We start from the raw sequence: 26475 nt of genomic DNA, 5'->3' as shown, positions 1-26475 counted from the left end.
GCTTTCTTCCAGCGACCAAGTCGATTCCAAAAGAAATCATGACGCTCGTAGATCGCCCTTTGATTCAATATGCAATTGATGAAGCCCGAGCCGCGGGCATTAAAGAGTTCATTTTTGTAACCTCGCGTGGCAAAGGCGCGCTTGAGGATTATTTCGATCATTCCCCCGTGTTAGAACAAGAGCTACGCAAAAAGGGCAAAACTGACATGCTTGAGATTCTTAAGGGAACCAACATGGACAGTGGTGCGATTGCGTATATTCGCCAACATAAAGCGCTTGGGCTGGGACATGCTGTTTGGTGTGCGCGCCGGCTTTTGAGCCCGCAAGAACCCTTTGCAGTGATTTTACCAGACGATGTCATTGCCGCTGAAAAGCCGTGCCTCCAACAAATGGTTGAAGCATATGAAGATTTGGGCGGATCTATGGTTGCCGCTATGGAAGTGCCTGCTGACAAAGTCAGTTCTTATGGTGTGCTTGATGTGAAAGAGGACATTGGCGTAGCCGTATCTGTCAACGGTATGGTCGAAAAGCCAGCGGCGGGGACCGAGCCTTCCAACTTGGCGGTGATAGGTCGGTATATTTTGTCACCAGATGTCATGAAAAATCTACACCAGATGAAGCAAGGCGCTGGTGGTGAAATTCAGTTGACTGATGCGATTGCTGATGAAATCTCGGCGGGTCGCAATGTCTATGGATACCGGTTTTCAGGTCAGCGGTTCGATTGTGGATCAAAAGCAGGCTTTCTTCAGGCGTCAATCTCATTTGGCCTGTCGCGTCCAGAGTTGCGCGATGAACTTCAAGAGTATCTTGATGAATTGTCTGCATCTCGCCGAGCGGCACAGTAAGGGCTAAGATGACACAAAATGTTCTTGTGACCGGCGGTGCTGGTTATATTGGGTCGCACGCGTGTAAAAAATTGCGTGCGGCCGATATTCGCTTGACGCGTTTTCTGTGTCGAGATTGGAGCTGCCGAGGATCTCGGATCTGATATAAATGAAAATAGGGCAAGTCAAAGATTGCCGTCATTTTGGATTTCGTGAAAGCAGTTTTCCATAGCTAAAAATCCCGTGATCCTTGGCTGCCTGTTGAACACCACAAAGGACCACACTAACGCCAGCATACAGAAGCGCGAGGTCGGACCAAGGCTAGAAATCGACTAAGCAGCTAGATAAAAGAAACTGGCGATGGGGGGAGACCTATAAATGCCTGATGTTTCAAGTGAAGACGGTACGATATAGCGTCGCGCAAATCATGGATATTTTGAAGCAATCAGCTGGTTGTGTGTCGGTATCCAAGCTGTGTCGCGAATATGGAATGAATGATGCTCCGGTAATCCCCCATTTTGAATTGGGCTCAGCTGTAGAATTCACGCATCTGTCTTCAATTTCATTGAGGGCGTTATGCCGCTAATGCCCATGTTGGGTTGCTCGTTGTTATAAGTCTGGTCTTGTCGCGCTTTCGTGCTGCCCCAAGTGTTCGTTTAAGCCTCTTTCCGCTATAGCATTACAGAGATCATGTTCGCACTTGCAGAAAGTTATTTACGAAGGGAGGGGAATCCTTCAAAATGCACTTTAACTTTTTTGTGTTGCTAGAGAGGTCTAATAGGACCTAGCGTATTGAAAAATTTACTAAATAAAGCACCACGGCTTTTATGGAAAATGTATCCATTTCCTAGACCACAATGGCTATTGAGAACGACAACAGCTAGTATTTTTTTAGCCTGTGGAGCGCATTCGCAAACTTTTGAGGCAAGTGGAGATTTTGAACCTCCCCTTGTGGAGGCAAAAAAAACCTTTGCCAATACAGCTATTCCATTGGTCAAAGGTGCGATTGAGGTCATTGTCGATATCCCAAGCCCATTGCATCCGACACGGTATCAGCGGGGTAGTTTGAGCAAATGGATATACGTGATCTATCCGGATGGCACCGCTCACGTAATGACTAATGAAGGACTGCGCCGTAACCTGTTCGATGTCACATGTATCCAAGAGTTGTCCTGCAAGGTTTTAGGGGCAGATGGCACGGAATTCACGGTGCCAGCGACGGGCGAGGAGAGGCCATCCTCACCAGATGTTGTTGCCTCGGCACAAGATGTTGCGCGCTATGTCGCACGATGGCTGCTCGCGGGATCTGGTCCAGGTCCGACCCTACAGCCAGTAACTCTTGCGCCAGATGTGGATGAAGGGCAGGGCTCGTCAGAAACGGAACAGATTAATTTGGCCTCGACAGATGCGGTTGAAGAACCCATATCCGAGGGCAATATTGTAATTAGCCCAAATGACGAAGCGAATCCCGATGATATCCATTCAGAGGTTGAAGTGCCTGTCCTACAGTCCCCAGATGAGCTTAACGCCTCTTGCCCTGATGTTGCGGCCTTCGTCCCCGATGATTGCCATCAGGCGGCGGACTTGACTCCCGAGCTTTCGATCAGCTCTCGCTTGGTGCCCCCTCTACGCGTCCGTGAGGCGACGCAAAGCCAGCGCAGGCTGCCGTCCCAAACAACCTTAAAGCGCGCTCAAATTAAAGAGCCAGAGACATTTTTCGAACGGATCGATTTATCCTGTGCGATAACCGGCACGACAAGCCTACAAGGGCCTTCTGGATACGGGACACTTCAGTTTGCAAACCCGCGTACAAGTTTAGGTTGTAGTACCAACCTAACACCTCGTCTGTCCTTTCGGTTTGCACTGGTCGGCTACATCAATCCAAGCGATAAGTCAGCATCTGACCCAGATTTTACATATGCGTTCAGCTATCGTTTCAGTGATAAAATCAACCTTGGATTCAGTAACTATTCTGCACAATTCAATGGAACTAATGGGAACTTTTTTGATGGGCTAAAGGATGGAAATCTACGCGTGGGCTACAAACTTCCAGTGCTTACACTGCCGTTTAATAAAACGTTGCCCTGCACCGTCAGCGTCGGTTTGCCCAACCCTGCTACGGAAAGCCTGAACGTTTCATGTGGATATGCTGTTAACGACAAACTGCGCGTTGGCGGGACGGCTTATCTATACGCCCCCGGAGAACAAACCACCTATCAGCCAGATTACAGCTATACCGCCAGCTATACGATTTCAGATGAATTGACGATATCGTATAGTAACTTTAGCAACAATAGATGGACATGGAACCGTGGTGAGGCGCCGGGAGTGGGTGTTCTTGGCGGCAACCTATCTGTCACCTATAAATTCAAGTTTTAATCTTGAATCACTTGCTGATGATCGTGTCGATTTTATCAACTTTCTTTGAAAGCTCTTGAGCAATTTCGATGAGGGGTACCTCGTTCGAGCTCGTCGGGTAATGCTCTATGCGTTTTGCCAGTTCCGCCATGTTTTTAAATCCCATGGCAAGGCATGCGCCTTTAATCGAATGTCCTTGTTTGCGTGCAGCATCCGTATCACCAGACTGTTCTGCAACAATAAGGAGTTCGACCCTCACTTTGCAGTCGGTTACAAATTTATCCGCCAAATCAATTAGACCTTCAGCAGAGAAGATGTTCAATAAGTTTTCTCCGACAACCGGCTGCATCTCGGCCAGCAACAAATCTTCGACAGAGGAGATTTGATTTTCTGGCGTGTTTATCGCGGCGTGGGCTGTGATGGATGTGAGGCAGAGAGTGTCTTCCAGCGCGGTTTTTAATTCGTCATAAGGAATCGGCTTAGACAAGATGCGATTGATGCCGACCTGTTTGGATTCGCCTTCAATCGCGTCCGCAACGTGGGCCGTAAGAGCGAGAATTGGAGGCACAGAGTCTTTCGGCCATTTGGCAAAAATTTGACGTGTGGCTTCGATCCCATCCATTTCCGGCATGGCAATATCCATGAGGATGAGATCGTATTTTCCTGGGGCGAATTTCTCAACTGCGATCCGGCCGTTCTCTGCAAGATCAACTGACACATCCATGCGTTGTGCGTAAGCGAGAAGCATTTTTTGATTAATGATATTATCTTCGGCAATCAGGATGTGTTTTCCTTTGATGCAAGGGGGGAGCGTTGCAGTCTCTGCATCCGAACCCTGATAGGAATGGGCCAGTGATGCGCTGACGACAGTTACTGCCAGCTCTATCCAAAATGTCGATCCTGCCCCCTGTTTGCTCTCGACACCGATGCGGCCGCCCAGCCCATCCATGATACGTTTGCAAATCGCGAGTCCCAGTCCTGTGCCCTGTGCCGCGACGGTTAATGGGTTGGCAACCTGTGAAAAGTCTTTGAAAAGGTCGTTGAATTTTTCTGGCGGTATGCCGACGCCATGATCTTCGACCTCACAACGCAGCAGGGCACCTTGAGCATGCGGCGTGGCTGTCGCGCGAACGATGATTGGTCCGTCAGTTGAATACCGAAGAGCATTACTAATTAAATTAGAGATGACTTGCCGAATGCGTGTCGCGTCGCTCAAGAATAACTGCGGAACACTGTCGTCGATTTGAAGCGTGATGGTGCGTGCTGTGTCTTTGCCGAGAGACGTGTACAGCATTGATATGCTTTTCACTAAGGCGCGAATATCAACGTCCTCTTCTTCAAAAACAAAGACGCCTGCTTCCATTTTTGAAAAGTCGAGCACATCATTGACGATCCGACTAAGTCCGGTGCCTGCTGCTTTGGCGTAGTTCAAAAGTTCCATTTTTCCAGCGTCTACTTCATCCATTGCCAGCAGATCAATCATCCCCAAAAGCCCCCCCAAAGGCGTCCTTATTTCATGGCTCATAGTGGCGATGAATCTGCTGCGCGCGACCGAAGCGGCCGCTGCGCGTTCCAGTGCTTGAACAAGCTCTGCCGTCCGCGTTTCGACGGCTTCTGTCAATTGCTGTGAATTTGCACTTAGTGCCGTGTTTGCCTCAAACAGTTCACGGCTTTTGCGTTCAAGCAATTTCTCTGCCTCGGCGCGTGCCGCGCATTCACGATTATATCTGCTGCGTGAAACGCGGGTATCGTCGGAAGAGGTCATCTAAGAAAATACCTTATGATTGCAGAGTAATTTCAAAGTTTGTGACTGTTGGTATGGTGATGTTGACTTGGCTTGTGATGTCACCCTTTTCGTCAAAATGTGCGAGGGCTGCTTCAATCATTCCGTGGCAAAAAGCCCCTAGAGGACGTGGAGAAGCATAGATCATCATCATTTGGTTCGGGGTTGTTCGTTCTGTAATAAAGGTGGGCAGTTCTGCCTCAGGGTAGATCTTTCGGACTTCGACATGGATTTCACTTTCGATGGAATCCAGCAAAGAAAATGCATCTTTTTTATCAGCAAAAAACTGCGGATAGTGTTCAACGAAATGAGTCAGCATCCAATGCCCAAACATCTTTTGCAATGTCTCTGCGTCAGTTCCTGAATGCTCGCTAAAGGCGACAACTATTTTGACCAATTCCGAACATGGGTAATTTCCGACTGTGGTATACGCCCCATCATTTTCAAGATCGGCTTTGTCTAAGACCTCATCTACGGTGTCCTCGCCAAAGGCATTTTCTGCCATTTTGATCAATTCAACAAAGATCGTGCCTTTCATTGACCGGTCCTTTCATTTCGTCTGCCGTTAACACATTCAAGCAAATGCTCCGTGGCATTTTCTTCACGCGGTTTGCTTGTGTCCTTTACTATATACCATAGTCATTCCTAGATGGCCGATTAAGGCAAGGGTAAAGTTGTGAATACTTAAGAAAGATCGACGCAAACCCGTGCAAAGGATAAATAAAATATACCGTTCAGGCTTTTTCGAGGCAGAGTAGGGAAGCTTGTCTATTGTAATGAAAGTCGTACAATTGTGCCACAATGTCGTGCATATTTTGACGCTTTTTGAAGAAATAAGTTCTGTTAATCAGGGCACCTTTAAGTTGTGTTTGTGCCTGCTTCAGTTAATGGTAATGGAAATGAAACAGCGTGGAACCCAATGCGATACTTAATGCAAGAAATTTGCGGTGGATAGTTCAAGCGCTCTAAATACGTTGTTTGCTTTTTTGAATTTGTTGGCCTGCTAAGGTGAAAGCTTGCGTGATATGGAAATACCCCTAGATATTATTGTCGCCGAGGATAACTTGGTTCAGCGCACTTATCTATCTCGGATGATTGCACATTTGGGTCACGTCGCTCTCGTCGCCGAAGACGGAATGCAGGCCTTGAAATTGGTGCAGTCCACTGGTGCTCAGATTTTGATCACCGATTTTGATATGCCTAACATGAATGGCTTGGAATTGACCCGTGCGGTGCGTGATCTGAATTTTGATCATTATGTTCACATTATTATGCTGACAGGCAGTGGGCAAAGTGAAACCAGTGCCGAGGCATTGGATGCGGGTGTCGATGATTTTTTGACAAAAGGCAATGATCCTACGCACTTAAACGCGCGTATCCGTGTTGCCTCTCGTCTTGTTCATCATGCGCGAGAGCAGCAAGAGCAGCATCGCATTTTAAAAGAAATCAACAACCGTATCCAAGAAGACCTCAAAGCGGCTGCAGATGCGCAAAGACAACTTTTACCTGCGATACACCGCGACATCGGTGGCATCCATGTTGCTTCTGCTTTTGTGCCATCTGCGATGGTGTCCGGCGATATGTTTGGGTGCTTTGCTTTACCTCAAAATAAGCTGGGTCTTTATGCAGTGGACGTTTCTGGCCATGGTATTCATGCGTCGCTCTTGTCCGTCGCCATCGGACATCTGATAACACCAGAATTTTTCTGCAACGCAGCTTGTAGTAAAGATGGAAAACCCGACCCTGCTGGTTTGGTGTCTAATCTCAACCAACGATTTAGTGCCGCAGATAATGATGAGTACTTTACCATGTTCTGCGCAATCATCGACACAGACACAGGCCACATGGATTTTTGTCAGGCCGGATATCCATCTCCCACCTATGTAGATGAGAATGGGCAAGCTACCTTAGTGGGCGAAGGTGGATTTCCTGTCGGAATGTTCTCTCACTTTTCCTACGACAACGATACATTCTCTTTTGAAGAGGGCGGTTCACTGGTTTTGTGCTCAGATGCAGCTGGAGAAGCAGAAAATGAACACAAAACACCATATGGAGTAGCGCGGCTGCGTTCACTAATTTCGCAAAACCACATTTGCAATGCAAATGAATTGCCAGACATCATCGTCCAAGATTTAAAAGATTGGCGCAACGGTCGTGCATTGGAAGATGACTTAACCGTGGTCGCTCTAAAAAGGAAAAACTCATGATTCATACGTCAAAGCATGCCCCCCATATTATCGCTGTGCGCCCTGGGGTGGAACGGCTGACGGCCGTCAATTCAAAGGCTTTCAAGGAGGAGGTCGTGGCATTGATTGAAGACGGGGCATCGCACCTTGTTATTGATTTCGCCGAGGTTTCCTTCCTTGATTCCTCGGGGTTGGGTGCCTTGACGGGCGTGCTCAAACGGATTGGTCACAGAGGCGATTTGGTGGTGTGCGGGTTGAACAGTGATGTCACCCAAATGTTCAAAATTTGTCGTATGGATAGAGTGTTCAAAAGCTACCGAGATGTTGATGCTGCGGTGCTGGCCATGAGTGAAAGCCTGTGAGTTCATTGACTTTTCATATGCAGAACCAGCTTGAGGCGGTAGATCCAATGGTTTTGGACTTGAAAAGTTATCTGCAAGGAAAAGTGACTGATGAAGTCCTCATGCGGTTCGATATTTGCATGAGCGAAGCCTTGGCCAACTTGGTACTTCATGCCGAAACGAAACAAAAAAATGTACCAATCGATCTAATGCTTGATCTTGATGGTGATATATTGACGGTTGATATTTTTGACCCTGAAGGCACCAAAGCATTCGATCTAAGAACACAAGCTCGTGCCCTGTCCGAAGTGGATATCATGGCTGAAAGTGGTCGAGGTGTAGGGCTTATTTTAGAATGTGCAGATGAGGTTGAATATGGCCCCGTGCAAAATCGTAGATGTCTGAGTTTGAAATTTCAGGCCCGGATCTAAATATGTCGGGGCGAATGTCCTCGATTTAATTCACGTCAAGACGGAGCATGCGAATGAAACATGAAACTATATTTAGATCAATTTTGGTCGGCGCTTGCTCTGGCTTTGCCCTCACCTCTCCAATGTCATTGTTAGCTCAGCCCGAAACCCCACTTGCGGCTCGTTCTATGACAATCGACAATGTGTCGATTAATGGGACAGATTATAACAGTGTTACCATCCGATCAAAGAGCCCGCTTGAGCTTGAATTTGACGGGATGAACACTGGACAATGTGATCAAGATGCAGGTGGCATGTCTAAACCGCACTTTGGGCGTTCGGGTTTGTTGACTGACCGCGAATTTAAGATGGCAAAAATTGCATGGTCCTATTTTGAAAAGCGCTTTCAGTCAGAAACTGGTCTTGTGAATGCGGTGGGGTCGTACCCGTCTACAACCATGTGGGACACTGCGTCTTACATCAGTGCATTGGTGGCCGCGCGAGAGCTGTGCATCATTGATAAACGTGAATTCGATACGCGTGCGACAAAGCTTTTGAATACGCTACGAAACCTTGATTTATACAGTAGGGAAGCTCCTAATAAAGTTTATAACACCGAAACAGGCGACAAAGTAAACTATGCCAATGAGGCGGGCGAGGTCGGTATGTCCGCGCTTGATATCGGTCGAATGTTGGTCTGGCTGCGCATTTTGAAAGAACGCAATCCGTATCTCGCAAACAGTGTCGACAACGTTCCAATGCGTTGGAACTTTTGCAATTTGGTTGATGACGATGGGCGTATGTTTGGCGCGTTCAAGCGCGGTGATGGATCAACGCAATATGTGCAAGAAGGACGGCTGGGTTATGAAGAATACGCTGCCAAAGGGTTTGCGCTTTGGGGGTTCGAGGTCGATCGGGCGATGTCGCCAGAACCCTTGGAATACACCACAATCTACGACGTAAAGGTACCTTATGACGGGCGCGATCCACGTATTTTCAAAAATCAAAACTATGTTTTGACCGAAGGATATATCCTTGACGGGTTGGAAATGGGATGGGATTTGCCCTCGGATAAATCTTATGACGGGATGACCGCAAGTCATGGATGGCGTGCAGAATTCGCCAACCGCATTTATCATGTCCAACAGCGGCGCTATGAACAAACTGGTGTTATTACAGCGCGATCAGAGCATCAGGTCGATGGCAAACCCTACTTCGTGTACGACAGTATTTTTGCAGATGGATACGCTTGGAACACGTTGGATCCAACCGGAGAATATCAACCGGATCGTTCGGCGATTGCAGCCAAGGCCGCTATAGGTCTTTGGGCACTGTGGGATACGGAATACACAAACCTGTTGTTTGAAAGTGTTGCGGATCTTTATGATCCAGAAATGGGCTTTTACGAAGGCCTATATGAAAACGGAAACGGATATATTCCGCTGCAAACAGCTAACAACAATGGCATTATTCTTGCGGCTTTGCTCTACAAAGTGCAGGGGCCAATTTTGCAGCAAGTCAATACATCAGCGCAGTATTGGGATACCGCTTATGCAGGAACGGATTTGCGCGATAACAAATGTCATCCACGCATGATGGAAGAGGTTGTGCCATGCTGTGCATGCGAAAACCCAACCCAACTTGAGCCCGTTATCCCACTAGAAGAGTTCTTGTATTGTCGTCCTGTGGTTACAAATGGAGAAACGGCAGCAACGGATTGTCAGCCCGAAAAGCACAATCTCGCGCCTCCCGAGCCCCGTAAAGTTTTGGCCAATTCTTGTCCGAAACCTGAGGGTCTATAAAAATGAGCGTAGCGGGAAAATCGAGATTGGTTTGGTTTGATGCAAACCGCGTCTTTGCGGCAATCGGCGTGGTACTAATCCATTCTTCAACGGATTTCTCAGGCCAGCCATTCGTCAATGTGGACGCCTCCGAGCGTTTAATCCCTGTGGTATTGCGTTCACTAGGTGAATTTTCAGGCTCTGAAATGTTCTTTCTGTTCTCGCTATTTTTAATGGCGATGCGGGTCGATAAAAAAATGCCGAGTTATTCGAGTGCCATTGCTATGCAAGCTCAGCGTTTGTTGATTCCGTTTGTTTTTTGGGTAGTGTTTTACGCTTTCTTTAGGCTGCTCAAGGCAGACACCTTTAACTATGTGCCCTACATTTGGGATCAGATTACCGATATCAAAAGTTGGTTTGGTTATTTATTACTCGGTAAGGTGCAGTACCATATGCACTTTCTGCCTACGCTCTTTGCGCTGTTTTTATTTTACCCATTGATGCGCGGGGCTACCCGCTATCCTATGCTTGGATTAACTTTGTTTGTGACGCTTGGGATCATGAACAACACACAGGGGTTCATCTGGGGGCTTGGGTTAGAGGCTGAGTTGCGCGATTACATTATTCGGGCGATCAAAATTATGGGCTATGTCGGCTATGGTCTGGCGGCCTTCGCGCTATATGGCTTGTGGAAAGACGGCATTCCGCGTGGTGAATCGCGCCTGTTGCGCCGCGGCGGGTTTTATTTTGCAGCCCTCGCCTATGTCGCCACGATTCCGTTCTTTGCATATGCCGTGCAAAATGGCGCATGGGGCGTCCGAAGTGGTTGGGATTTTTACGGCCATTTCTTGATGCCGATCTGTATATTTTTGATTTTTCTCGGGGGACAATATCGAGATTGGTCGCCGAGTTGGTCTAAATACGCCAGATACTCTTTCGGCGTTTATCTCGTGCATCCCGCGGTGATCGATTTGTTTGATATCGCACTGTTCAAATCGGGTACATCAGGCATGTTTTCACCAACGGCTTTGGTTCTGCTGCGGTTCGCTGTAGCGCTTCCGGCATCATTATTCGTAAGCTTGGGGATATCAAAAATCAGTCTACTTGCGTGGACTATTGGCCTTGGACCAACGCCATGGAATACGCGCAAAACAAAAGGGGTAGGTGCATGATGACGGACGATTATTTTCTCAAGTTCGAACACCGCGTGCCGCCGCCGCCCTTGCCTTATTCGACCTTGCGCGAAGGCATTTGGCAGTTCCTTGCGACTGTCGCTTTGGTGGTCGGGGGGTGGTACATTTGGTGGCGTTGGACGGGATCGTTGAACCCTGATGCCATGTGGTTTGCAGTACCTTTAGCTTTGGCCGAAACTTGTGCCTATTTTGGGATGCTGCTTTTCGTTTTTAATTTATGGAAAGACGAGCCAGTTAAAATTGAAAAACCACCTGCAGCCTTGGGTGATGTGGCGCCGAACCATCCAGAAAGTGATCGCCCGATTGCGGTCGACGTGATGTTTGCCACCTATGATGAAGACCCCGAGTTGGTGCGCCTTGGTATCCAAGACGCCAAACGGATGACCTATCCGTATCCCATTGATGTTCGAATTCACATTTTGGATGACGGACGTCGAGCCGACATGCGGCAGGTGACCGAGGAAGAGGGCGTGAATTACATTTCGCGCATGACAAACGAAGGGTTCAAGGCTGGAAATTTACGCAACGCTATGGAAGAAACTCATGGGGATTTTCTTGTGATTTTCGACGCTGACACTCGGCCTTTCCCGACGCTTTTGGAACATACGCTGGGTTATTTTCGTGATCCTAAAATGGCATGGGTTCAAACACCACAATGGTTCTATGACCTGCCCGAAGGCGAACGCCTGCCAGAAAAACTGGCACAAAAATTTGGTGCGCGGGGCAGCGCATTTGGGCGTGCCGTGGAAAAAGTGATCGGGCCTGTGACCGTTGGCGATGATCCGTTCGTGAATGACCCAAAGATGTTTTACGACATTATCCAACGTCGCCGAAACTGGGTGAATGCATCCTTTTGCTGTGGCGCGGGGTCGATCCACCGTCGCGAGGCCGTGATGGAGGCTGCGCTGCGCAGTTTTGGTAAAAAAGTCGAAGAGCGCACTTGGGCTGTCGAAGAAACGATCACAGTGTCCAGCAAAGAGCGCGAAGTTGCGCCTGAATTAATGCAAGCGATCAAAACTGAGGCTGCTGCGACAGAGGTGCTCACCCCTTATAAATTCCATGTTTCAGAAGATATTTACACATCTATTGTATTGCATTCCGATAATGAACGTGGCTGGAAATCCAAGATGCATCCCATTGTGGAAAGCAAAATGTTATCGCCTCAGGACCTTGTGACTTGGACTGTACAACGATTTAAATATGCGGGGGGAAGCCTTGATATCTTGGTTAATGATAACCCGTTGTTTCGTAAGGGGCTAAGTTTTCCTCAGCGGTTAATGTATGCGACAACCTTTTATTCTTATCTTGCACCGCTTTGGAATGTCATTTTCCTCTTTGCGCCCGTCTTGTACCTTTTGACAGGGCTGTCCCCCGTTTCGGCGTATTCGACAAATTTCTTTTTGCACCTCATTCCATTTTTGGTCACGTTAGAACTTGCGATCATGGTCGGAACTTGGGGGGTAGACGGCTATCCTGCCAAAGCGAGTTATCTATCGTTCTTTCCTTTAGGGCTAAGAGCAATATGGACTATCATGAGGGGGGAGAAAGTCTCGTTCAAGGTCACTCCAAAAACGCGTCAGTCGGGCACATTTTTATCACTTGTGCGCCCTCAAATTGCAGTTGTTGTGCTCACGGTCTTAGGTGTTTTGTGGGCGATCGGGGCTTTGATTTTTGGCGATACTTCACATTCTGCGAGTGGGGTTTTGGCTAATACCTTATGGGGCCTAAATAATTGTATCGCTATGGCAGGCATCATTTCGTCAGCAATGTGGCAACCAACTGAAAACGAAGAAGGGCAATCGATATGAGTTTTCGCGAAAACTTGGTTAAGGCAAGAAGCCATATCATTTTTCTTGTGGCCTTAGCTGTTGGACTTGTGATGGTCATAGGATTGGAAGATATGATCGCGAAAAACACAAATTCACAAACCATGAAGCTGGGGCCTGACTTAGATCCAGACTTGGAATTGAAGCAAGTGTCGTCTATTGCAGCCTTTAATGACGTCACTCCCTTGCCGCTCGCTATTGTGGGGGAAACGTCGCAGGCGGATCTGGCTTACGCACAGATTGCGTGGCGCTATTTTGAAAATAACACGCACCCTGAAACAGGGCTTGTGAATTCAGCTGATAAATACCCATCCACCACGATGTGGGAAACTGGGTCATATTTTGTGGCCGTAATCTCAGCGAACCTGTTGGGAATCATCGACGAGCAAGAGGCAAAAACACGCCTGTCACTTACGTTGAATACATTGACCAAAATGCGATTGTTTGACGATATTTTGCCCAATAAAGCTTATAATGTGCAAACGGCGGAATTGGTCGACTATGCTAATAAACCTGTGGAACGCGGGCTGGGTTGGTCTGCTTTGGATATTGCGCGATTGGTCGGAACCTTGGCTCAGGTCACGCAGCACTATCCTGAGCTTGCTCCAAAAGTGAGCGCGCTCTTAGGCCATTGGGACCTGTCTCAAATGGTTGAAGACGGCCAGATGATTGGCGGGAACTTGTCAGATGGCGCGCTACGTAGGGACCAAGAGGGCCGCGTTGGCTACGGACAATATGCAGCTAAAGCGATGATGCTTTTCGGCTACGATATGTATCGCGCCTATGACGCCGAAGAACACCTTATTATCAAAGACGTCTTGGGGCAGCCGATTCCAGTTGATGACCGGCTTCACCGCAATGTGACGCCGGCTTTTGTGGTGAGCGAACCTTACGTGTTCGACGGGTTGGAATTCGGGTTTGACGCACGTTCGCATCGTTTTGCGACCGCGATCTATAAAGCACAAGAAGCGCGCTACACTGAGACTGGAATTTTGACTGCCGTCAGTGAATCTCATCTCGATGAAGCGCCGTATTTTGTCTATTCTTCCGTCTGGGGAGGGGGCGCGCCTTGGGCTGTCATGACCTTCCAAGGTGAGCGATTGGATAGCAAACGTACGGTTACAACCAAGACCGCTTTTGCATGGTATGCACTGTTCGGAACAGATTACACAAAAGAATTGGTGACAACGCTTGCGCATCTTGGCGATCCCGAACGCGGCTGGCCCGAGGGCATCTATGAAGCTGATGGATCGACTAATGGTTCGACCACAACGAATACTAATGCGGTTATCCTTGCAGCCCTCGCTTTTCGCGCCTTTGGACCATTGATCAGAGCTAAGCCTTGAAGCACACAGTCGCCCTCATCCTTTCCGCTTTATGTGTTTGCGCCTCACCAACCTTTGCGCAGACCTGCGTAGGGGCTGCATTCGACAAGCCTTTTCCACGGGCCGTCGCGGTTGAAACACGCCATGTGGATGTGCCATCCCCGCGCTTTCCCGGGGTCTGGCAGGAAGGGTTCATCCATGGGTACTTTTATCAAGTCTTTGCCAATGGTGAGGCTGTCTTGGCTGAAGGGAAATCTGATGCTGACTGGGCGATTTCTATCAGTTGTGGCGATGAAAACTGCCTGCAGGATATTTCCGGCCGCCCTCCGGAAGGAGTAGGCAACATCACCGAACTGCTTGTGTTGTGTTTGAAAAAATCCAATTTGTCGGTTGATGTTGTTGAACAAAAACTTGCGGTCTCTAAAGAAGCAACGAACAATGATGGGCAAATCCATGCGTTGACACAACCTCTTATGAGCTCAGAAACGGGCGGTAATCCCGAGGTCGTTAGGTTTGAGGCATATGATAGTGATGGGGCGATAGCCTTAGCAGAAGCAAAAGATGAGGTTGCCGCAATTCCTTGTGGCCTTGCTGCAATCCCTGAGGGAACGCAGGGCGAAACCTTGCAACGTCTGTTGGTTTTGGCTGGGGCGAAACCTGGTCCCATTGATGGAATCGTCGGGGAAATTACTCTGCGAGCCATCACCGACGTTCTTGATGCCCCTCAAAGTATTGTCGATATACCAAACACGATTTCTGAATTGCATGCTTTGCTGTGCCAATGAGTGTCAAAATGCAGTAGCGAAATCACAAGATGCGCCAAATACGGATCGTTTCAAGACTTTATGTCTTTGTCTCGATGAACGAACTGTTCGTATTACGCCTTCACCGAAGTGGTCCTACTCATTTTGGCAGGTTTTCGGCTGAGCTAATATGATGGGTTTTTCGGGCCACTTGAATTTTACCAGTGGCGTTTATAACCTCATGAGCTTGCAACGAAAGGCTTAAATCCGCTGCATATCAGCGGTTCATTTCATTAAAAAAGATGAGGGTGACCTTATTCTTCTACTGTCCATCACTATCTTGCCTAACAGGTTTCCCATATCTTCAAAAGTTGAGCGGGGAGATCCATCGGCTCAAATGGTTTGAGGATGATGTCTTTTGCCCCGATAGCTCGAAGCTGATCTAAATCTGCATCTGATGCTGTTGCCGTTACAAAAATGATAGGCACGTTGGCAAAGCGGTCAATCTTTCTAAGGTGTTTGAGCGTCTCCATCCCCCCCATGACGGGCATCACAACGTCCAATATCACCATATCAGGTGTCTGATCCGGCAAGTTGTCGATAGCATCCTTCCCGTTGCTGAATTGCACTACATCAAAGCCACCAATAAGTTCGAGGGACATCCGTGTGATTTCACGAAGGACTGAGTTGTCTTCAACATGCATAATGCTTTTCAGTGTTTTCATACATAAATTTTATATTTTTTAGAGCAGTATACAACGAAATTGCGCAATTTTCGTATACTTTAGTCTCTGAAGCCTGAAGTGGTTATGCATTTTAGGTCAGTTTAGTGAATGCATATCGTTCCCGTCGTAAATTTTGGATGCCACGCCATGGTCTCGCTAGAGGTTACTTGTTGGTAACACTGTGTTGTATTGCGAGTATGACTTTCAACGATTGAGGCTACTGCCATTGAAGCTAGAAGGCAAAGCGCTGAAATCTGCAGGTGATCACGTATGTCATCCATAAAGGGCGCCAAAACTTACTTAGTGGACAAACATTGCGCGATTTTTACCTCTATGTGCCAAGGCCGCTTTTGTCGGGAGATACTTCCTTAGATTATTTGGGTTTGGGAGGACTTTGTCTCAGTTCAACAGGACTAATTTGGCGAAATATTTAATATACCGCAATCCAACAGAAGTGCATACGCTATTGTTTTATGGAGATTTACTCAAAATTCGTGAACGATTTGTAATCAGTAGGTCCGCGGTTCGAGTCCGTGTGGGGGCACCATTTCACAATCCAAAAATATCCAAAGACGTCCAAAAGCCCTTATGTTATAAGGTTTTTGCGATATCCTTTGTCCGATAGCGTTTTAAGCTGTCCGACCAAATACCCCCAGATTGGGGGTGTCGTTAGGGGTATCGGGAAATGTGAAAAAACTGGATACCCCCAGATGCCCTTGAGTGATTCCCAGCTGCGATTCTTAAAGCCAAAGGATAAGCCCTATAAAGTTTCCGACTTTGAAGGGTTGTTTGTCTTGATCAAACCCAATGGCTCCAAGCTTTGGCAATTTAAATACAGGATCAACGGCAAAGAGCGTTTGCTATCGATCGGCCAATATCCAGATGTATCGTGAGCTAAGGCGCGCAAAGCTAAGGAAATAGCCCGCAGCCAATTGGCCGACGGCATCGACCCAAGCGAAGCCAAACAAGAGGCCAAAGCCCAAGCCCGCGAAGTGCATGGCAATACATTTGAGAAAATAGGTGCAGCGTTTCTCAGCAAGCAACAGATCGAAGGCAAATCCAAAGCCACTTTGGACAAGACCGCTTATCACCTCAAATTGGCGAACACGGCCTTTGGGCGCAAACTGATCACAGAAATCACAGCGCCGATGATTCTAAAATGCCTGCGCAAGGTTGAGGCCAAGGGCGATTATGAGACCGCCCATCGCCTGCGCGCCCGCATTGGCTCTGTCTTTCGCTATGCTGTGGCCAGTGGGCTTGCGGAAACCGACCCGACATATGCACTCAAAGACGCGCTGATAAAACCAACCCGCGTGCATCGCGCCGCAATCACCGATCCCAAAGCCTTTGGCGCGCTGTTGCGTGAAGTGGATGCCTTTGAAGGGCAGGCGACCACGCGCATTGGCTTGCAGCTCTTGACCCTCACAGCCCAAAGACCAGGCGAGGTGCGCCATGCAAAATGGGAAGAGTTCGATTTTCAGGAAAAGGTTTGGTCACTGCCCGCCGCTAAAATGAAAATGCGCCGCGACCACAACGTGCCGTTGCCAGATCAAGCTATCGCGCTTTTGGATGAACTGCGCATGATTACGGGCAATGGGGTTTATTTGTTTCCGTCATTGCGATCATGGCATCGCCGCCCCGTCCGAGCCTGTGTTGCGGGATTTCAAGAACATTGAAAACCGTGACGCCGTGCTGGAGTGGTCCGCACGCACGCCGCGTGTGGATGACACGGGCGCGCCTGTGACCCGTTGGGACGGGGTGACCACTGTGCGCCACCAAGTCACCGGCGAAGAGGTGCCAGACCCCGAGGCCCGTGTGCAGGTCTATGACTATGCCAAACCGAAAGCCACCACTTGGCCCAAGGCGACCTATATCGTGGGTAATCCGCCGTTCATTGGGGCCAAGTACCTGCGCGACGATCTGGGTGATGGCTATGTCGAAGCCCTGTGGTCCGCCTATCCGAAAATGCCGCAAAGCGCGGATTTGGTGATGTTCTGGTGGGACAAGGCCGCTTTGGCCGCTCGTGGCTTTAACGCCAAAACTGGTGCAGGCACGCGCCGTTTTGGCCTGATAACCACCAACTCTCTGCGTCAAACGTTTAATAGGCGCGTGGTAGAAATGCATTTGAGCGATACAAAGAAACCTCTTTCACTTTTGTTTGCAGTCCAAGACCACCCTTGGGTGGATAGCAACATCGGAGACGCAAACGTTCGTATAGGAATGACGGTTGGAGCTGCGGGAAATCGAACTGGGCGACTTCTCACCATTGACACTGAAAAAGTTGAGAAGAATGAAACAGATGGGCGCCCCGTGACTTTTTATCAGCAGGCGGGAAAAGTCTTTTCAAGCCTGCAAATCGGAGCTGATGTCGCTAGTTCAAAAAAATTGATGGCAAATGATGCCCTTTCATCTCGTGGTGTGCAGCTTATTGGCTCGGGCTTTCAGGTTAGCAAAGGACTGGCAATAAAGCTGGGCTTGGGCGCGGTTGTCGGGCTGGAAAAGCATATTAGAGAGTATCGAAATGGCCGTGATATAGCTGCTTTGCCACGTGGGCTAATGGTGATCGATCTTTATGGGTTGAGTGAATCCGAAGTTAAGTTGCAATTTCCCGATGTTTTCCAATATCTCGTTGACGCTATTAAGCCTGAGCGCGACCAAAACAACCGAAAATCTTATCGCGAGAACTGGTGGATTTTTGGCGAACCTCGGCGCGATATAAGACCCGCTATGGCAAAACTAGATAGATTTATAGTTACTACTATCACTGCAAAGCATCGCTTCTTCTCGTTTTTGGACAGTGTTGTTTTGCCTGATGATGCGCTCCAGATTATTGCACTGGATGATGCTTCTTACTTGGCAACCCTCTCCTCAAAGACGCACAAAACGTGGGCGTCTTCAAACGCTAGTTCTATTGGTATGTATAAGGGGGACGTACGGTACTTGAAGACTACCTGCTTCGACCCCTTCCCATTCCCCGACCTTACAGACCCCCAAAAGGAAACGCTCCGCGCTTTGGGCGAAGAGCTTGATGCGCATCGCAAACGCCAACAGGCGGCGCATCCGAAACTCACGCTGACCAATATGTACAACGTGCTGGAAAAACTCCGCGCGGGCGAAGACATTGAGGGCAAGGACAGAGAGATTTACGACCAAGGTCTGATCGGCATTTTGCGCGATTTGCATGATCAAATCGACGCCGCCGTGGCCGAGGCTTACGGCTGGCCACAAGACCTCAGCGACGAAGAGATCCTGATGCGTCTTGTCGATCTCAACAAAGAACGCGCTACTGAGGAAGCCACAGGTCACATCCGCTGGCTGCGCCCCGAATATCAAAACCCCACAGGCGTGCAGGTGGAAAAAGGCAAGACCGCAGACATGGATTTGGGCGTCATCGCCAAGATCGAAAAAGCCCCATGGCCCAGTGGCTTGCCCGATCAAATTTCCGCCGTGCGCGAGGCCTTGGTGGACATGGGCGAGGCCTCCCCCGAACAAATCGCGCGGCGTTTCACCCGCGCGCGCACCACAGCCGTGCAACCTTTGTTAGAAAGTCTGGCGGCCCTTGGGCAGGCGGATAAATTGGAAGACGGCACATTTGCGGCCTAAATTTAAGATAGGATATATCAATGCGCAGATTTGAAATAGACCAAGACAGCCTGCCAGACTTGGCGGGAATGATGTTGGCCACGGTCGAAGCCCTGCGCGTGCTAGGCGGTTCGGCCACGATCCAAGAGCTGGACGAAGAAGTGATATCGCTTGAAGGCGTCACAGAGGCCGAGCAAAGCTACATGATGGCCAATAACAATATGCCACGGGTGAATTATTACCTGTCATGGGCGCGTACTTATTTAAAACGCGGGCAGGCGTTGGAAAACTCTGCGCGCGGCGTTTGGGCGTTGACGGAGACGGGGGCGAAAATACTGGATGTTGCCGCAACGCGCGCGATTTATGATCAGGTCACCCAAGAAGAAAAAGAACGGGCAAAGGAAAAGCGCCAAAAGGAACGAGAGCGCCTGCAAGCGAAGCGTGACAAGCAAAAGCGCAAAGCGCCTGAGATTGAAGTGATCACGCAAGAAGAGCCGGACGTTCACGATGATTGGAAGTCCAGACTTTTGGATGTGATGAAAGCCATGGCCCCCGACGCGTTTGAACGCTTGGCGCAAAGACTGTTGAGAGAGGCGGGCTTTGTCAAAGTCGAAGTGCGCGGCAAATCGGGTGACGGCGGGATCGACGGCGTGGGCGTGCTCAGGGTCAATTTGGTTTCATTCCAAGTCTACTTTCAATGCAAACGCTATAAAGGCAGCGTCGGCTCAAAAGAGATCAGAGATTTCCGAGGCGCATTGGAAGGTCGCGCAGATAAGGGGCTGTTTATCACAACGGGCCATTTCACCAGCCAAGCCTCAGAAGAAGCGACACGCGACGGGGCCAAGGCCATTGATCTCATAGATGGCGAGCGCCTGTGTGATCTATTGAAAGCTAACAAGCTAGGAGTGCAGACAGAAATGGTCGAACAAGTGACTGTCGATCCGCAATGGTTTGACGGCGTTTGACTTCAGTATACAGAGGGTGAATTTGCCTTTGGGGGTTTTGATGTAAATTTCATTTATTTTATTCATTTATATCAAATAACTAAGTCTGTAATGTATGTCCGTGTGGTTCAATAACTTACACGGTTTTGCGTTTTAAGTTGGATCAATATTGGATCGTACCCGCGCCGCACAGGTATGGACCTTTCGCGTGCCGACGAACGTAACGCCCGCTGGCCCGAGTCTAAGCTTGACGAATGGGAGTTGTTTTACAGCTTTGCAAGACTGCACGGCGCACACAAATGGCAAACAACTTACGAAGCTCTTAGGGATAAGCTCCAGTTACCCAACAAGTGACCCGCTGGTTTGTCATAGCTACGGCGAGCAGTGCAGAAAACGGTCACTTTAAAAGGGCAAATGGATCAACAGTATGCCTTAGCCACCAGCGAGGTGGGGCTCAATATTTTTTGGAAAATAGCTACATATCAGTTTGGTTTATCGACGGGGACAGTGAACCAAAACGTTGTCTTCCCGTCTTGAGTGCTGTCGAACCCGATGGTTCCACCTGTTTGTTCTACAATTTGTTTCGAGATGTTTAACCCAAGACCTGTCCCGCCTCTTGAACGGGTTGCCGAATTTTCTGCTTGGGAGAAAGGTTTAAAAATCTGATCTTTAAAGGTATCTGGAATGCCGTCGCCTTGGTTAGTGATGCTGATCCGAACTTCCTTTGGGTGACTTTTAACTGAGATTTCGATTGCACTGTCTTTGTCGGCGAACTTGGCTGCATTTGTAAGAAGGTTTGTCATGACTTGCTGAAAGCGGATCGGGTCGACGTACCCTGTCACAGCACTCTCCTGAAAGCCGATATCGTAGCGCACGCCAAACTTTTGCGCAGTAACCATATTTGCAAGGACAGCCTCTTCCAGCAAGCCTACGATGCGGTGCTTTGATAAAACGAGCAAGTTTTGCCGAGCGGAGAACTTTTCGAAATCTAGAATATCGTTCACCAAGGCATGCAAACGCTTACCGTTTTGCTGCGCAATATATATCAGGCGTTGGACGTCATCGGAGAAAGGTTCGTCATCAAATGATGACAAAAGTGACAGTGCGCCAAGCACAGATGTCAGTGGGGTCCTTAGTTCATGGCTGACTGTTGTCACAAATTCGCTTCTCATTTCGCGTAATTGATTTTGTTCCGTCACATCGGCAATTTGAGAAATGAAGTGGTCAGGCTTGCCCTCTGCATCTTTCACCATGCCGACACTCAGAAGCCCCCACACAACCGCTCCGTCAGCTCGGATATAACGTTTTTCGATTTGATAGGCGGGGATGCTGCCGGCCTTCAGAAGATCGAGTTTATATAGATCAGCATCGAGATCGTCGGGGTGTGTCAGTGTTTGAAAATTAGTTTTTAACAAATCTTCCTCGGAATACCCGAGAAACTCGCAGAGCGCTGCATTTGCGTCCAGAAAACTACCATCAAGACCGATGATCGCCTTACCGACAGTCGCATTGTCAAAAGCGGATCTGAATTGCGCGACGCTTCTGCGCAGATCATTCTCAGCTTCCTTTTGCGGAGTGATGTCGGTCATCGAGCCGACGATACGGGTCACTTTGCCGTCTGGGTCCTTTAGGTCGACGGTTGTACTCGCCCGTATCCAGCGCCATCGAGACCCATCCTTTGTCCGCAATCTATACTCACAGCTGGCTCTTTCACTGATACCTTCTAAGCAGATGCGGGTGGGCTCTTGCGCTGCCTCTATGTCTTCAGGGTGCAAGCGTTCGCGCCATTCCACCTGAACATCAGTTGTATCTGAAGGGGCCAACTCAAGTAGGTCTCGCCAGATATCCGAGACAATTACGGTATCCGTAATAGAGTCGTATTCAAAGACGCCTATCTGCGCACCTTTGAGTGCGTTATTGGCGCGGATAAGTTCTCTCTCGGCCAAACTGTCTACCTTGGCATCTTCGGTTGCGTTTTTAAAAATCAGAGAATGTTGCAGGCCATGTTCGTCATCGTTCCAAGCGGTGGCTTGAACCATGAGAGAGATAGCATCGCCACGTCTGCTTCGCCCGATTAAACCATTGATGCTGGCGTCGATTGCTGGTGGCTTAATATGTGCGTTCAATTTCGCAACGGAGGTGGTCGGTAAAATGTCAGTGACGTTTCGCCCAATCAAATCGTTGCTGTCATATCCGAACAATTGGTGGGTGGAATTATTGCAATGGAGGATCTCACCTTCTACCCCGATGATCATTAGCGGAACCTGCATTTGCTTGAACGCGTTTATGATCGGCGAATTGTCCATCTAAAATCCTAGCACTACAAAACTTTGTTATCTAAATACTTCACTTATCTTAGCAAAGTCGGTGCTAGAGCCAAGTGCGATATCCAACTTAACGTCAAAAAGGTTTCATCGTTTGGAGGCTTGGCGTTGCAATGTGGGAACTATTTTAAATACTTCACATGTTTCATGGGGCTGCCGTTTGGTCATTTCGCTTTCTTTTCAAAGGTGCTGCGGGCGTCATGACGAATTGCGACGGGTCTGCAATGAGATAGGTGCTCTAAGCATTATAGATTAATAAAAGGCACTATTTACGCATAGCTGACCTCGGTGGGTACTGCAGCGAAAGTTCGCAATCCGCCCCGAAGTGTAGATCGATGCGAACACCCCACACAGGTCATTCATCAACCGCTGCATTCCGCTGCGCTGCGTCAAAAAGTGAGGACCCACAGGGCCAATGGAATTGTGGCGATGGCGGCGATGGTCTGAGAGGTGACGATACCTGCCATCAGCGTGCCATCGCCGTTCATTTGCTGGGTCAACACATAGGAAGTGGGGGCTGTGGGGATAGCTGAGAAAACGACCAGCACCAGCGCTTCGACCCCGCTAAGACCGACGGCGCGCGCGATGAGTGCTGCGAGCACAGGCATCAGCAAGAGGCGCAAAGCGCCGGTCGCAGCCAAAGTTAACCCGTCACGATGCAGGGTGGTGGGCTGCAAGGCTGCCCCCACGCAGAGCAGGCCAAGCGGCAAGCTGGCTTGCGCAATCAGCTCAAGGAAGTGCCCTGTGCCAAAGGGCAGACCCCATCCGGTTAGCGCCAGCGCGATGCCCCCCAAACACGCAAGGATCAGCGGGTTGCGCGCCATTGTGCGGAGCATGGCGAGCGGCGCACGGCTGCGACCGGCCTCGGTTAAGGCCATGACCGACAGGACGTTGACCAGAGGCACGGCGATGGCAAGGTAAATCGCCGCGCGCTCGATCCCCACGGGTCCGGTCACAGTGGCAAGAATAGCCAGCCCCAAATAGGTGTTGAAGCGTACCGTGCCTTGCAGCACCGGGCCGAAGCGCGCGGCAGGCATGGGATAAGCGCGTCGGATCAAGGTCAGAGCGAGTGCCGCGATCAGAATGATGGCAACGGTCGCGCCGCCAAACCGCAGCACCTGTGGATCGCGGATGGGGGCATCAGCTAGACTGCTGACCAGAAGGGCTGGGAAAAACAGGAAATAGTTAATCCGTTCAGCGGCGGGCCAGAAGCCTGGATTGGGAAAGCCACTTCGGACAAGAACATATCCAAGGCAGATAAGCGCGAAAATCGGCCAGATGGTGAAGAAAAGCAATGTGATACCTCTTTGGCTCTTACCTGCGCAACAGGGTGCCGCGCGACTTCGATGTACCTTACATTTAAGGCCGAAGCGCAGGGAGGGGCAAGTGGATTGCTATAGTGTTTAACATTGAGATCTTATTGAATTTACGAGCACAGTCGCGACCGAACATGTTCGCCCGTCAAGGTTTAAAAACGCTAACCATAGATAGAAATTGACCGACGCATGAACCAATTAATTAACCTAAAGACCATTTGTACCAGCCTAATTTTTGCGTTGGTCAATTCAATTATGATTTTAGGTGTTGGGAAATTGGCGGTCGGTTACTGGGGACGCCCGCGGGGTGTCGCCTATGGAATTTGGGGTATTATCAATGGGTTTTTCTGAGCGTCATCCCGCCCAGCCACAGTGCCCCAAGGATAGTGATACATAATCACCGAGAGGCGTTCGGTTCCCGCAGGAACGTTTGACCATTGCAGCGGTGGTGACACGCCATCGCCGCCATCACGTGTGCATTTCAGCGCGGACGGAAGCATCCCTTCGTTCTCGATCTCAGGGCTGGACAGCACGAAACTGTCTTGCGTCCCACTGGCGGTTGACACAAGTGCGCTCAATGCTGCGGTCGCCCCTATCTGTACAAACCGCATCAACGACAGAACTCGCCGGTCATCACCTCACCTTTGTTTGTGACCGTTTGAGTTGTGAATGCATAGCAGCCCTCAGTTTCAGCAGGTGCGTAGCGGATAAAATATGGGTCACCTTCATAGGTATAATCCATGCTGCGGCTTCCATCATCGTTTTGCGTAAACACTAGATCGTCTACCCCACCTTGTGGTGGTCGACCTGGCTGCGCACCGCCACCCGTTGCAGCAGACAATGGACGCACGCGGGGCAAGGCATCGAAATCAGGGACTTCGCCCATGAGACATTGAACAATGTAAGGGGAGTCGGGTGACGTGTGGTAGCGATAGCCAAACACCTCATCGGGTTGACCATTGCACACATCCAACGCCCCATCGGCAATCGCAGTACCGTCAGGGTTGGCGTCGCTGTAGATCGGGAAACCGTCAAAAGCCCAGCCAATAATTGCAGCGTCACCAGCGTTTTGCATCTGCTCAATCATGCAGGTGGGTTTGGCGTGATAGTGGTAATCATCGCCCCGCCCAGCATGGCCGCCGCAGACGTCCAATTGATTGGTTTGCAACGTGTCGTGTTGTGCTTGGTGGTGCGCGAGATCGGCCTCAGACATCTCGCCGCCGCCTGTGTAATCGTAAATCGGCACTCCGTTTACCGCAACGCCCAAAGCCGCATCGCGGGTCAAAGGCGTGGTCCCCTGCGTTGGCGTCAAGATGATCGGCGCGGCATATTCTGCAGGTACTGGCACCTGTTCGTTTGTGCCAATGATCCCCGTCATCAAGTCGTGATCTGGGTATGTGTCTGATGTCAAAATGGCGTGGCTGTCGGTGCAGGTCACTGTGACATCGCCCTCAAATCCCGCATCCGCGACAGAGGCGGCAACCACGCTGCACTGGTCGTCATGAGCGCTGGCGTATGTGGGAACAGAAATAATCGAAAAGGCGATGAGCGCGATAGGTTTGGAAAGGGTCATAATTTGAGGGTCCTAAATATGATTATTCAACGGTCAAGCGGCACAAAACAGTGTTGCTTTGTTCAAGATCAGGACCCCAGATCAATTCAGCACTCTCAACCCAATTGATTTCGTCGTAGCCATCCTTGGGGCTGACTTCATGTTCAGAATACACATTCGCTTGCGGCCAATCCGATGCATCAAAATCGGCTGTGTCCCATCCTGCGGGTTCATCAGATATATCAAAGGCGCAGGTACCTTCGCCAGCAACAGGATCAGTCGATGTTTCGCAGGATTTATCGAGCGGCGCTGTATGGATCACAAGGCACTGCCATCCATCGTCACTGACAGCGATAGGCGCACCTGCCGCATCTAAAACCTGCAATATCACGCCCCCGTCGCCCATTTGTTGGCGCGGGGTCCCAATGTATTCCAACCCTGTGTCGTTTTCTTTAAAATCTTTGGCGACCAAACCAACCACAAACGGACGCTCAGCCTCAAACGTAAAACTTTCAGCATTGAACGACCGCTCTGTGGTGATCGAAACACTGTCTTGTGCAACCTGTTCGCCATCAATGCGCATCTCAAACCAATTGTCGGCCCAAACATCTGCTGAGAGGGTTTCAGCTGAAAGCGGAAGTGCAGTTGTGGCCAGTACAGCCAATGCGGTGAGAGCGAGCTTCATGATTGGATCCTTTGCTGATGCAATACATCCATAACGTAGCCGATGTATTTTTCCGTCGGAAAAAAATTATGAGGGCTATGAGACATTTTCCCTCCAAAAGCTATTGCGACCAATTGGAGCTTCAACACCATCATTGCAGACCTTCGCGCGAATGACCGTTTCTCTAATTGGGTGTCAGGGTCAAGCTCGTTTTCCTTCTTTTGAATGATCAAGGATCGTTTATCCGGGTCACGCTTCTCTTCGCAGTCTGGTTTGGCGTTCGAAATGGCGCCGCTGCATGCATGTGTCGGATTGGAAGTGGAGAGCCCCGCTTTCCGGCGCGCTTCTAGTTGCGCAGCAGACATTTTCGGCTTCGTCTATTACCAGACAGGGCATGTTTACATGCCCGAGAGGGCACGAACCTCGTCCGGATTGGACGATCCCGTCAGGTTAGGTGGTAGGCTACTTGTTCATGCCGTGCCTCCAACTTGTTCCTGACGGAATTCACTGCCGTCGATCCACATACGGTGGAGCAGAACGGCAAGTTTGCGGGCGACGGCAACAACTGCGCGTCGGCGACCTTTGGTGCGCATCAATC

General features: G+C 49.5%; 23 protein-coding genes and 2 pseudogenes. 15 read left to right on the top strand and 10 right to left on the bottom strand.

What is annotated here, in order from left to right; all coding sequences use genetic code 11:
- From BM025_RS18025 to BM025_RS18020, 3 genes and pseudogenes are all read left to right on the top strand, one after another.
- On the top strand, positions 1–845 hold an 845-nt coding region (locus BM025_RS18025), incomplete at its 5' end, for a UTP--glucose-1-phosphate uridylyltransferase (RefSeq protein WP_090875472.1).
- Between the two features lie 8 nt (positions 846–853).
- Positions 854–929 (top strand): annotated as a pseudogene (locus BM025_RS19785) (NAD-dependent epimerase/dehydratase family protein); the annotation flags it as partial.
- Positions 930–1616: 687 nt separating this feature from the next.
- Positions 1617–3203 (top strand): hypothetical protein, encoded by a 1587-nt coding sequence (locus BM025_RS18020; RefSeq protein ID WP_139204599.1) that lies wholly within the window; start codon positions 1617–1619, stop codon positions 3201–3203.
- 7 nt (positions 3204–3210) lie between these two features.
- On the opposite strand, the gene BM025_RS18015 is transcribed toward BM025_RS18020, so the two are convergent.
- On the bottom strand, positions 3211–4803 hold the full coding sequence (locus BM025_RS18015) for an ATP-binding protein (RefSeq protein WP_244515906.1): 1593 nt from the start codon (positions 4801–4803) through the stop codon (positions 3211–3213).
- Between the two features lie 157 nt (positions 4804–4960).
- Entirely contained in the window at positions 4961–5503 is a 543-nt protein-coding gene (locus BM025_RS18010; protein ID WP_085849958.1) for a heme NO-binding domain-containing protein, read from the bottom strand.
- Between the two features lie 487 nt (positions 5504–5990).
- On the opposite strand from BM025_RS18010, the gene BM025_RS18005 reads away from it, so the two are divergent.
- The 8 genes from BM025_RS18005 (at position 5991) to BM025_RS17970 (ending at position 14812) form a co-directional block, all read left to right on the top strand.
- Entirely contained in the window at positions 5991–7172 is a 1182-nt protein-coding gene (locus BM025_RS18005; protein ID WP_085849959.1) for a PP2C family protein-serine/threonine phosphatase, read from the top strand.
- Positions 7169–7513 (top strand): STAS domain-containing protein, encoded by a 345-nt coding sequence (locus tag BM025_RS18000; protein ID WP_085849960.1) that lies wholly within the window; start codon positions 7169–7171, stop codon positions 7511–7513. The genes BM025_RS18005 and BM025_RS18000 overlap by 4 nt, the downstream gene beginning before the upstream one ends.
- A 17-nt stretch (positions 7514–7530) precedes the next feature.
- Positions 7531–7923 (top strand): ATP-binding protein, encoded by a 393-nt coding sequence (locus BM025_RS17995; protein ID WP_085849961.1) that lies wholly within the window; start codon positions 7531–7533, stop codon positions 7921–7923.
- Between the two features lie 53 nt (positions 7924–7976).
- Complete coding sequence (locus BM025_RS17990; protein WP_244515905.1) at positions 7977–9704, top strand: DUF3131 domain-containing protein; 1728 nt, start codon at positions 7977–7979, stop codon at positions 9702–9704.
- Between the two features lie 2 nt (positions 9705–9706).
- Positions 9707–10855 carry an acyltransferase gene (locus BM025_RS17985; RefSeq protein ID WP_085849962.1) on the top strand — a complete coding sequence of 383 codons (1149 nt, stop codon included), beginning with the start codon at positions 9707–9709 and terminating at the stop codon, positions 10853–10855.
- On the top strand, positions 10852–12684 hold the full coding sequence (locus tag BM025_RS17980) for a glycosyltransferase family 2 protein (protein ID WP_244515904.1): 1833 nt from the start codon (positions 10852–10854) through the stop codon (positions 12682–12684). Before BM025_RS17985 ends, BM025_RS17980 begins: the two co-directional genes overlap by 4 nt.
- Complete coding sequence (locus tag BM025_RS17975) at positions 12681–14048, top strand: DUF3131 domain-containing protein (RefSeq protein ID WP_085849963.1); 1368 nt, start codon at positions 12681–12683, stop codon at positions 14046–14048. Before BM025_RS17980 ends, BM025_RS17975 begins: the two co-directional genes overlap by 4 nt.
- Positions 14049–14266: 218 nt before the next feature.
- A complete protein-coding gene (locus BM025_RS17970) occupies positions 14267–14812 on the top strand; it encodes a peptidoglycan-binding domain-containing protein (protein ID WP_139204598.1) in 546 nt (181 codons plus the stop codon).
- Between the two features lie 302 nt (positions 14813–15114).
- On the opposite strand, the gene BM025_RS17965 is transcribed toward BM025_RS17970, so the two are convergent.
- Positions 15115–15495: a response regulator gene (locus BM025_RS17965; protein WP_085849965.1), complete on the bottom strand. Its 381-nt coding sequence runs from the start codon at positions 15493–15495 to the stop codon at positions 15115–15117.
- Between the two features lie 710 nt (positions 15496–16205).
- Here BM025_RS17965 and BM025_RS19575 point away from each other — a divergent pair.
- The 4 genes from BM025_RS19575 to BM025_RS17950 are packed head-to-tail and all read left to right on the top strand — an operon-like array spanning position 16206 to position 20042.
- Positions 16206–16388 (top strand): Arm DNA-binding domain-containing protein, encoded by a 183-nt coding sequence (locus BM025_RS19575; RefSeq protein WP_244515903.1) that lies wholly within the window; start codon positions 16206–16208, stop codon positions 16386–16388.
- 39 nt (positions 16389–16427) lie between these two features.
- Entirely contained in the window at positions 16428–17171 is a 744-nt protein-coding gene (locus BM025_RS17960) for a tyrosine-type recombinase/integrase (RefSeq protein WP_244515902.1), read from the top strand.
- Positions 17089–19098 carry a DNA methyltransferase gene (locus BM025_RS19570; RefSeq protein ID WP_139204597.1) on the top strand — a complete coding sequence of 670 codons (2010 nt, stop codon included), beginning with the start codon at positions 17089–17091 and terminating at the stop codon, positions 19096–19098. The genes BM025_RS17960 and BM025_RS19570 overlap by 83 nt, the downstream gene beginning before the upstream one ends.
- A 20-nt stretch (positions 19099–19118) precedes the next feature.
- On the top strand, positions 19119–20042 hold the full coding sequence (locus BM025_RS17950; protein ID WP_085849967.1) for a restriction endonuclease: 924 nt from the start codon (positions 19119–19121) through the stop codon (positions 20040–20042).
- Positions 20043–20503: 461 nt separating this feature from the next.
- Here the strand turns inward: BM025_RS17950 and BM025_RS17945 are convergent, their stop codons facing one another.
- From BM025_RS17945 to BM025_RS19565, 7 genes and pseudogenes are all read right to left on the bottom strand, one after another.
- A complete protein-coding gene (locus tag BM025_RS17945; protein ID WP_085849968.1) occupies positions 20504–22327 on the bottom strand; it encodes a PAS domain S-box protein in 1824 nt (607 codons plus the stop codon).
- 407 nt (positions 22328–22734) lie between these two features.
- Positions 22735–23640, bottom strand: a complete 906-nt coding sequence (locus tag BM025_RS17940) for an AEC family transporter (RefSeq protein ID WP_085849969.1) — start codon at positions 23638–23640, stop codon at positions 22735–22737.
- A gap of 335 nt (positions 23641–23975) precedes the next feature.
- Complete coding sequence (locus BM025_RS17935; RefSeq protein ID WP_170842230.1) at positions 23976–24239, bottom strand: hypothetical protein; 264 nt, start codon at positions 24237–24239, stop codon at positions 23976–23978.
- Positions 24240–24271: 32 nt separating this feature from the next.
- Entirely contained in the window at positions 24272–25234 is a 963-nt protein-coding gene (locus BM025_RS17930) for a YHYH protein (protein WP_085849971.1), read from the bottom strand.
- A 22-nt stretch (positions 25235–25256) separates the two neighbouring features.
- The gene (locus BM025_RS17925; RefSeq protein ID WP_085849972.1) at positions 25257–25898 is read right to left on the bottom strand and encodes a PEBP family protein; all 642 of its coding nucleotides are present in this window, start codon (positions 25896–25898) and stop codon (positions 25257–25259) included.
- Positions 25895–26242, bottom strand: coding sequence for a hypothetical protein (locus BM025_RS17920; protein WP_090875470.1), 348 nt, complete (start codon positions 26240–26242; stop codon positions 25895–25897). The genes BM025_RS17925 and BM025_RS17920 overlap by 4 nt, the downstream gene beginning before the upstream one ends.
- 105 nt (positions 26243–26347) lie before the next feature.
- Positions 26348–26475, bottom strand: a pseudogene (locus BM025_RS19565) (IS110 family RNA-guided transposase); the annotation flags it as partial.

Origin of the sequence: Pacificibacter marinus, from assembly GCF_900109555.1 — a bacterium.
Classification (GTDB): domain Bacteria; phylum Pseudomonadota; class Alphaproteobacteria; order Rhodobacterales; family Rhodobacteraceae; genus Celeribacter; species Celeribacter marinus_C.
The sequence above is the reverse complement of the archived record's forward strand: the minus strand, read 5'-3'. Positions and strand labels throughout refer to the sequence as shown.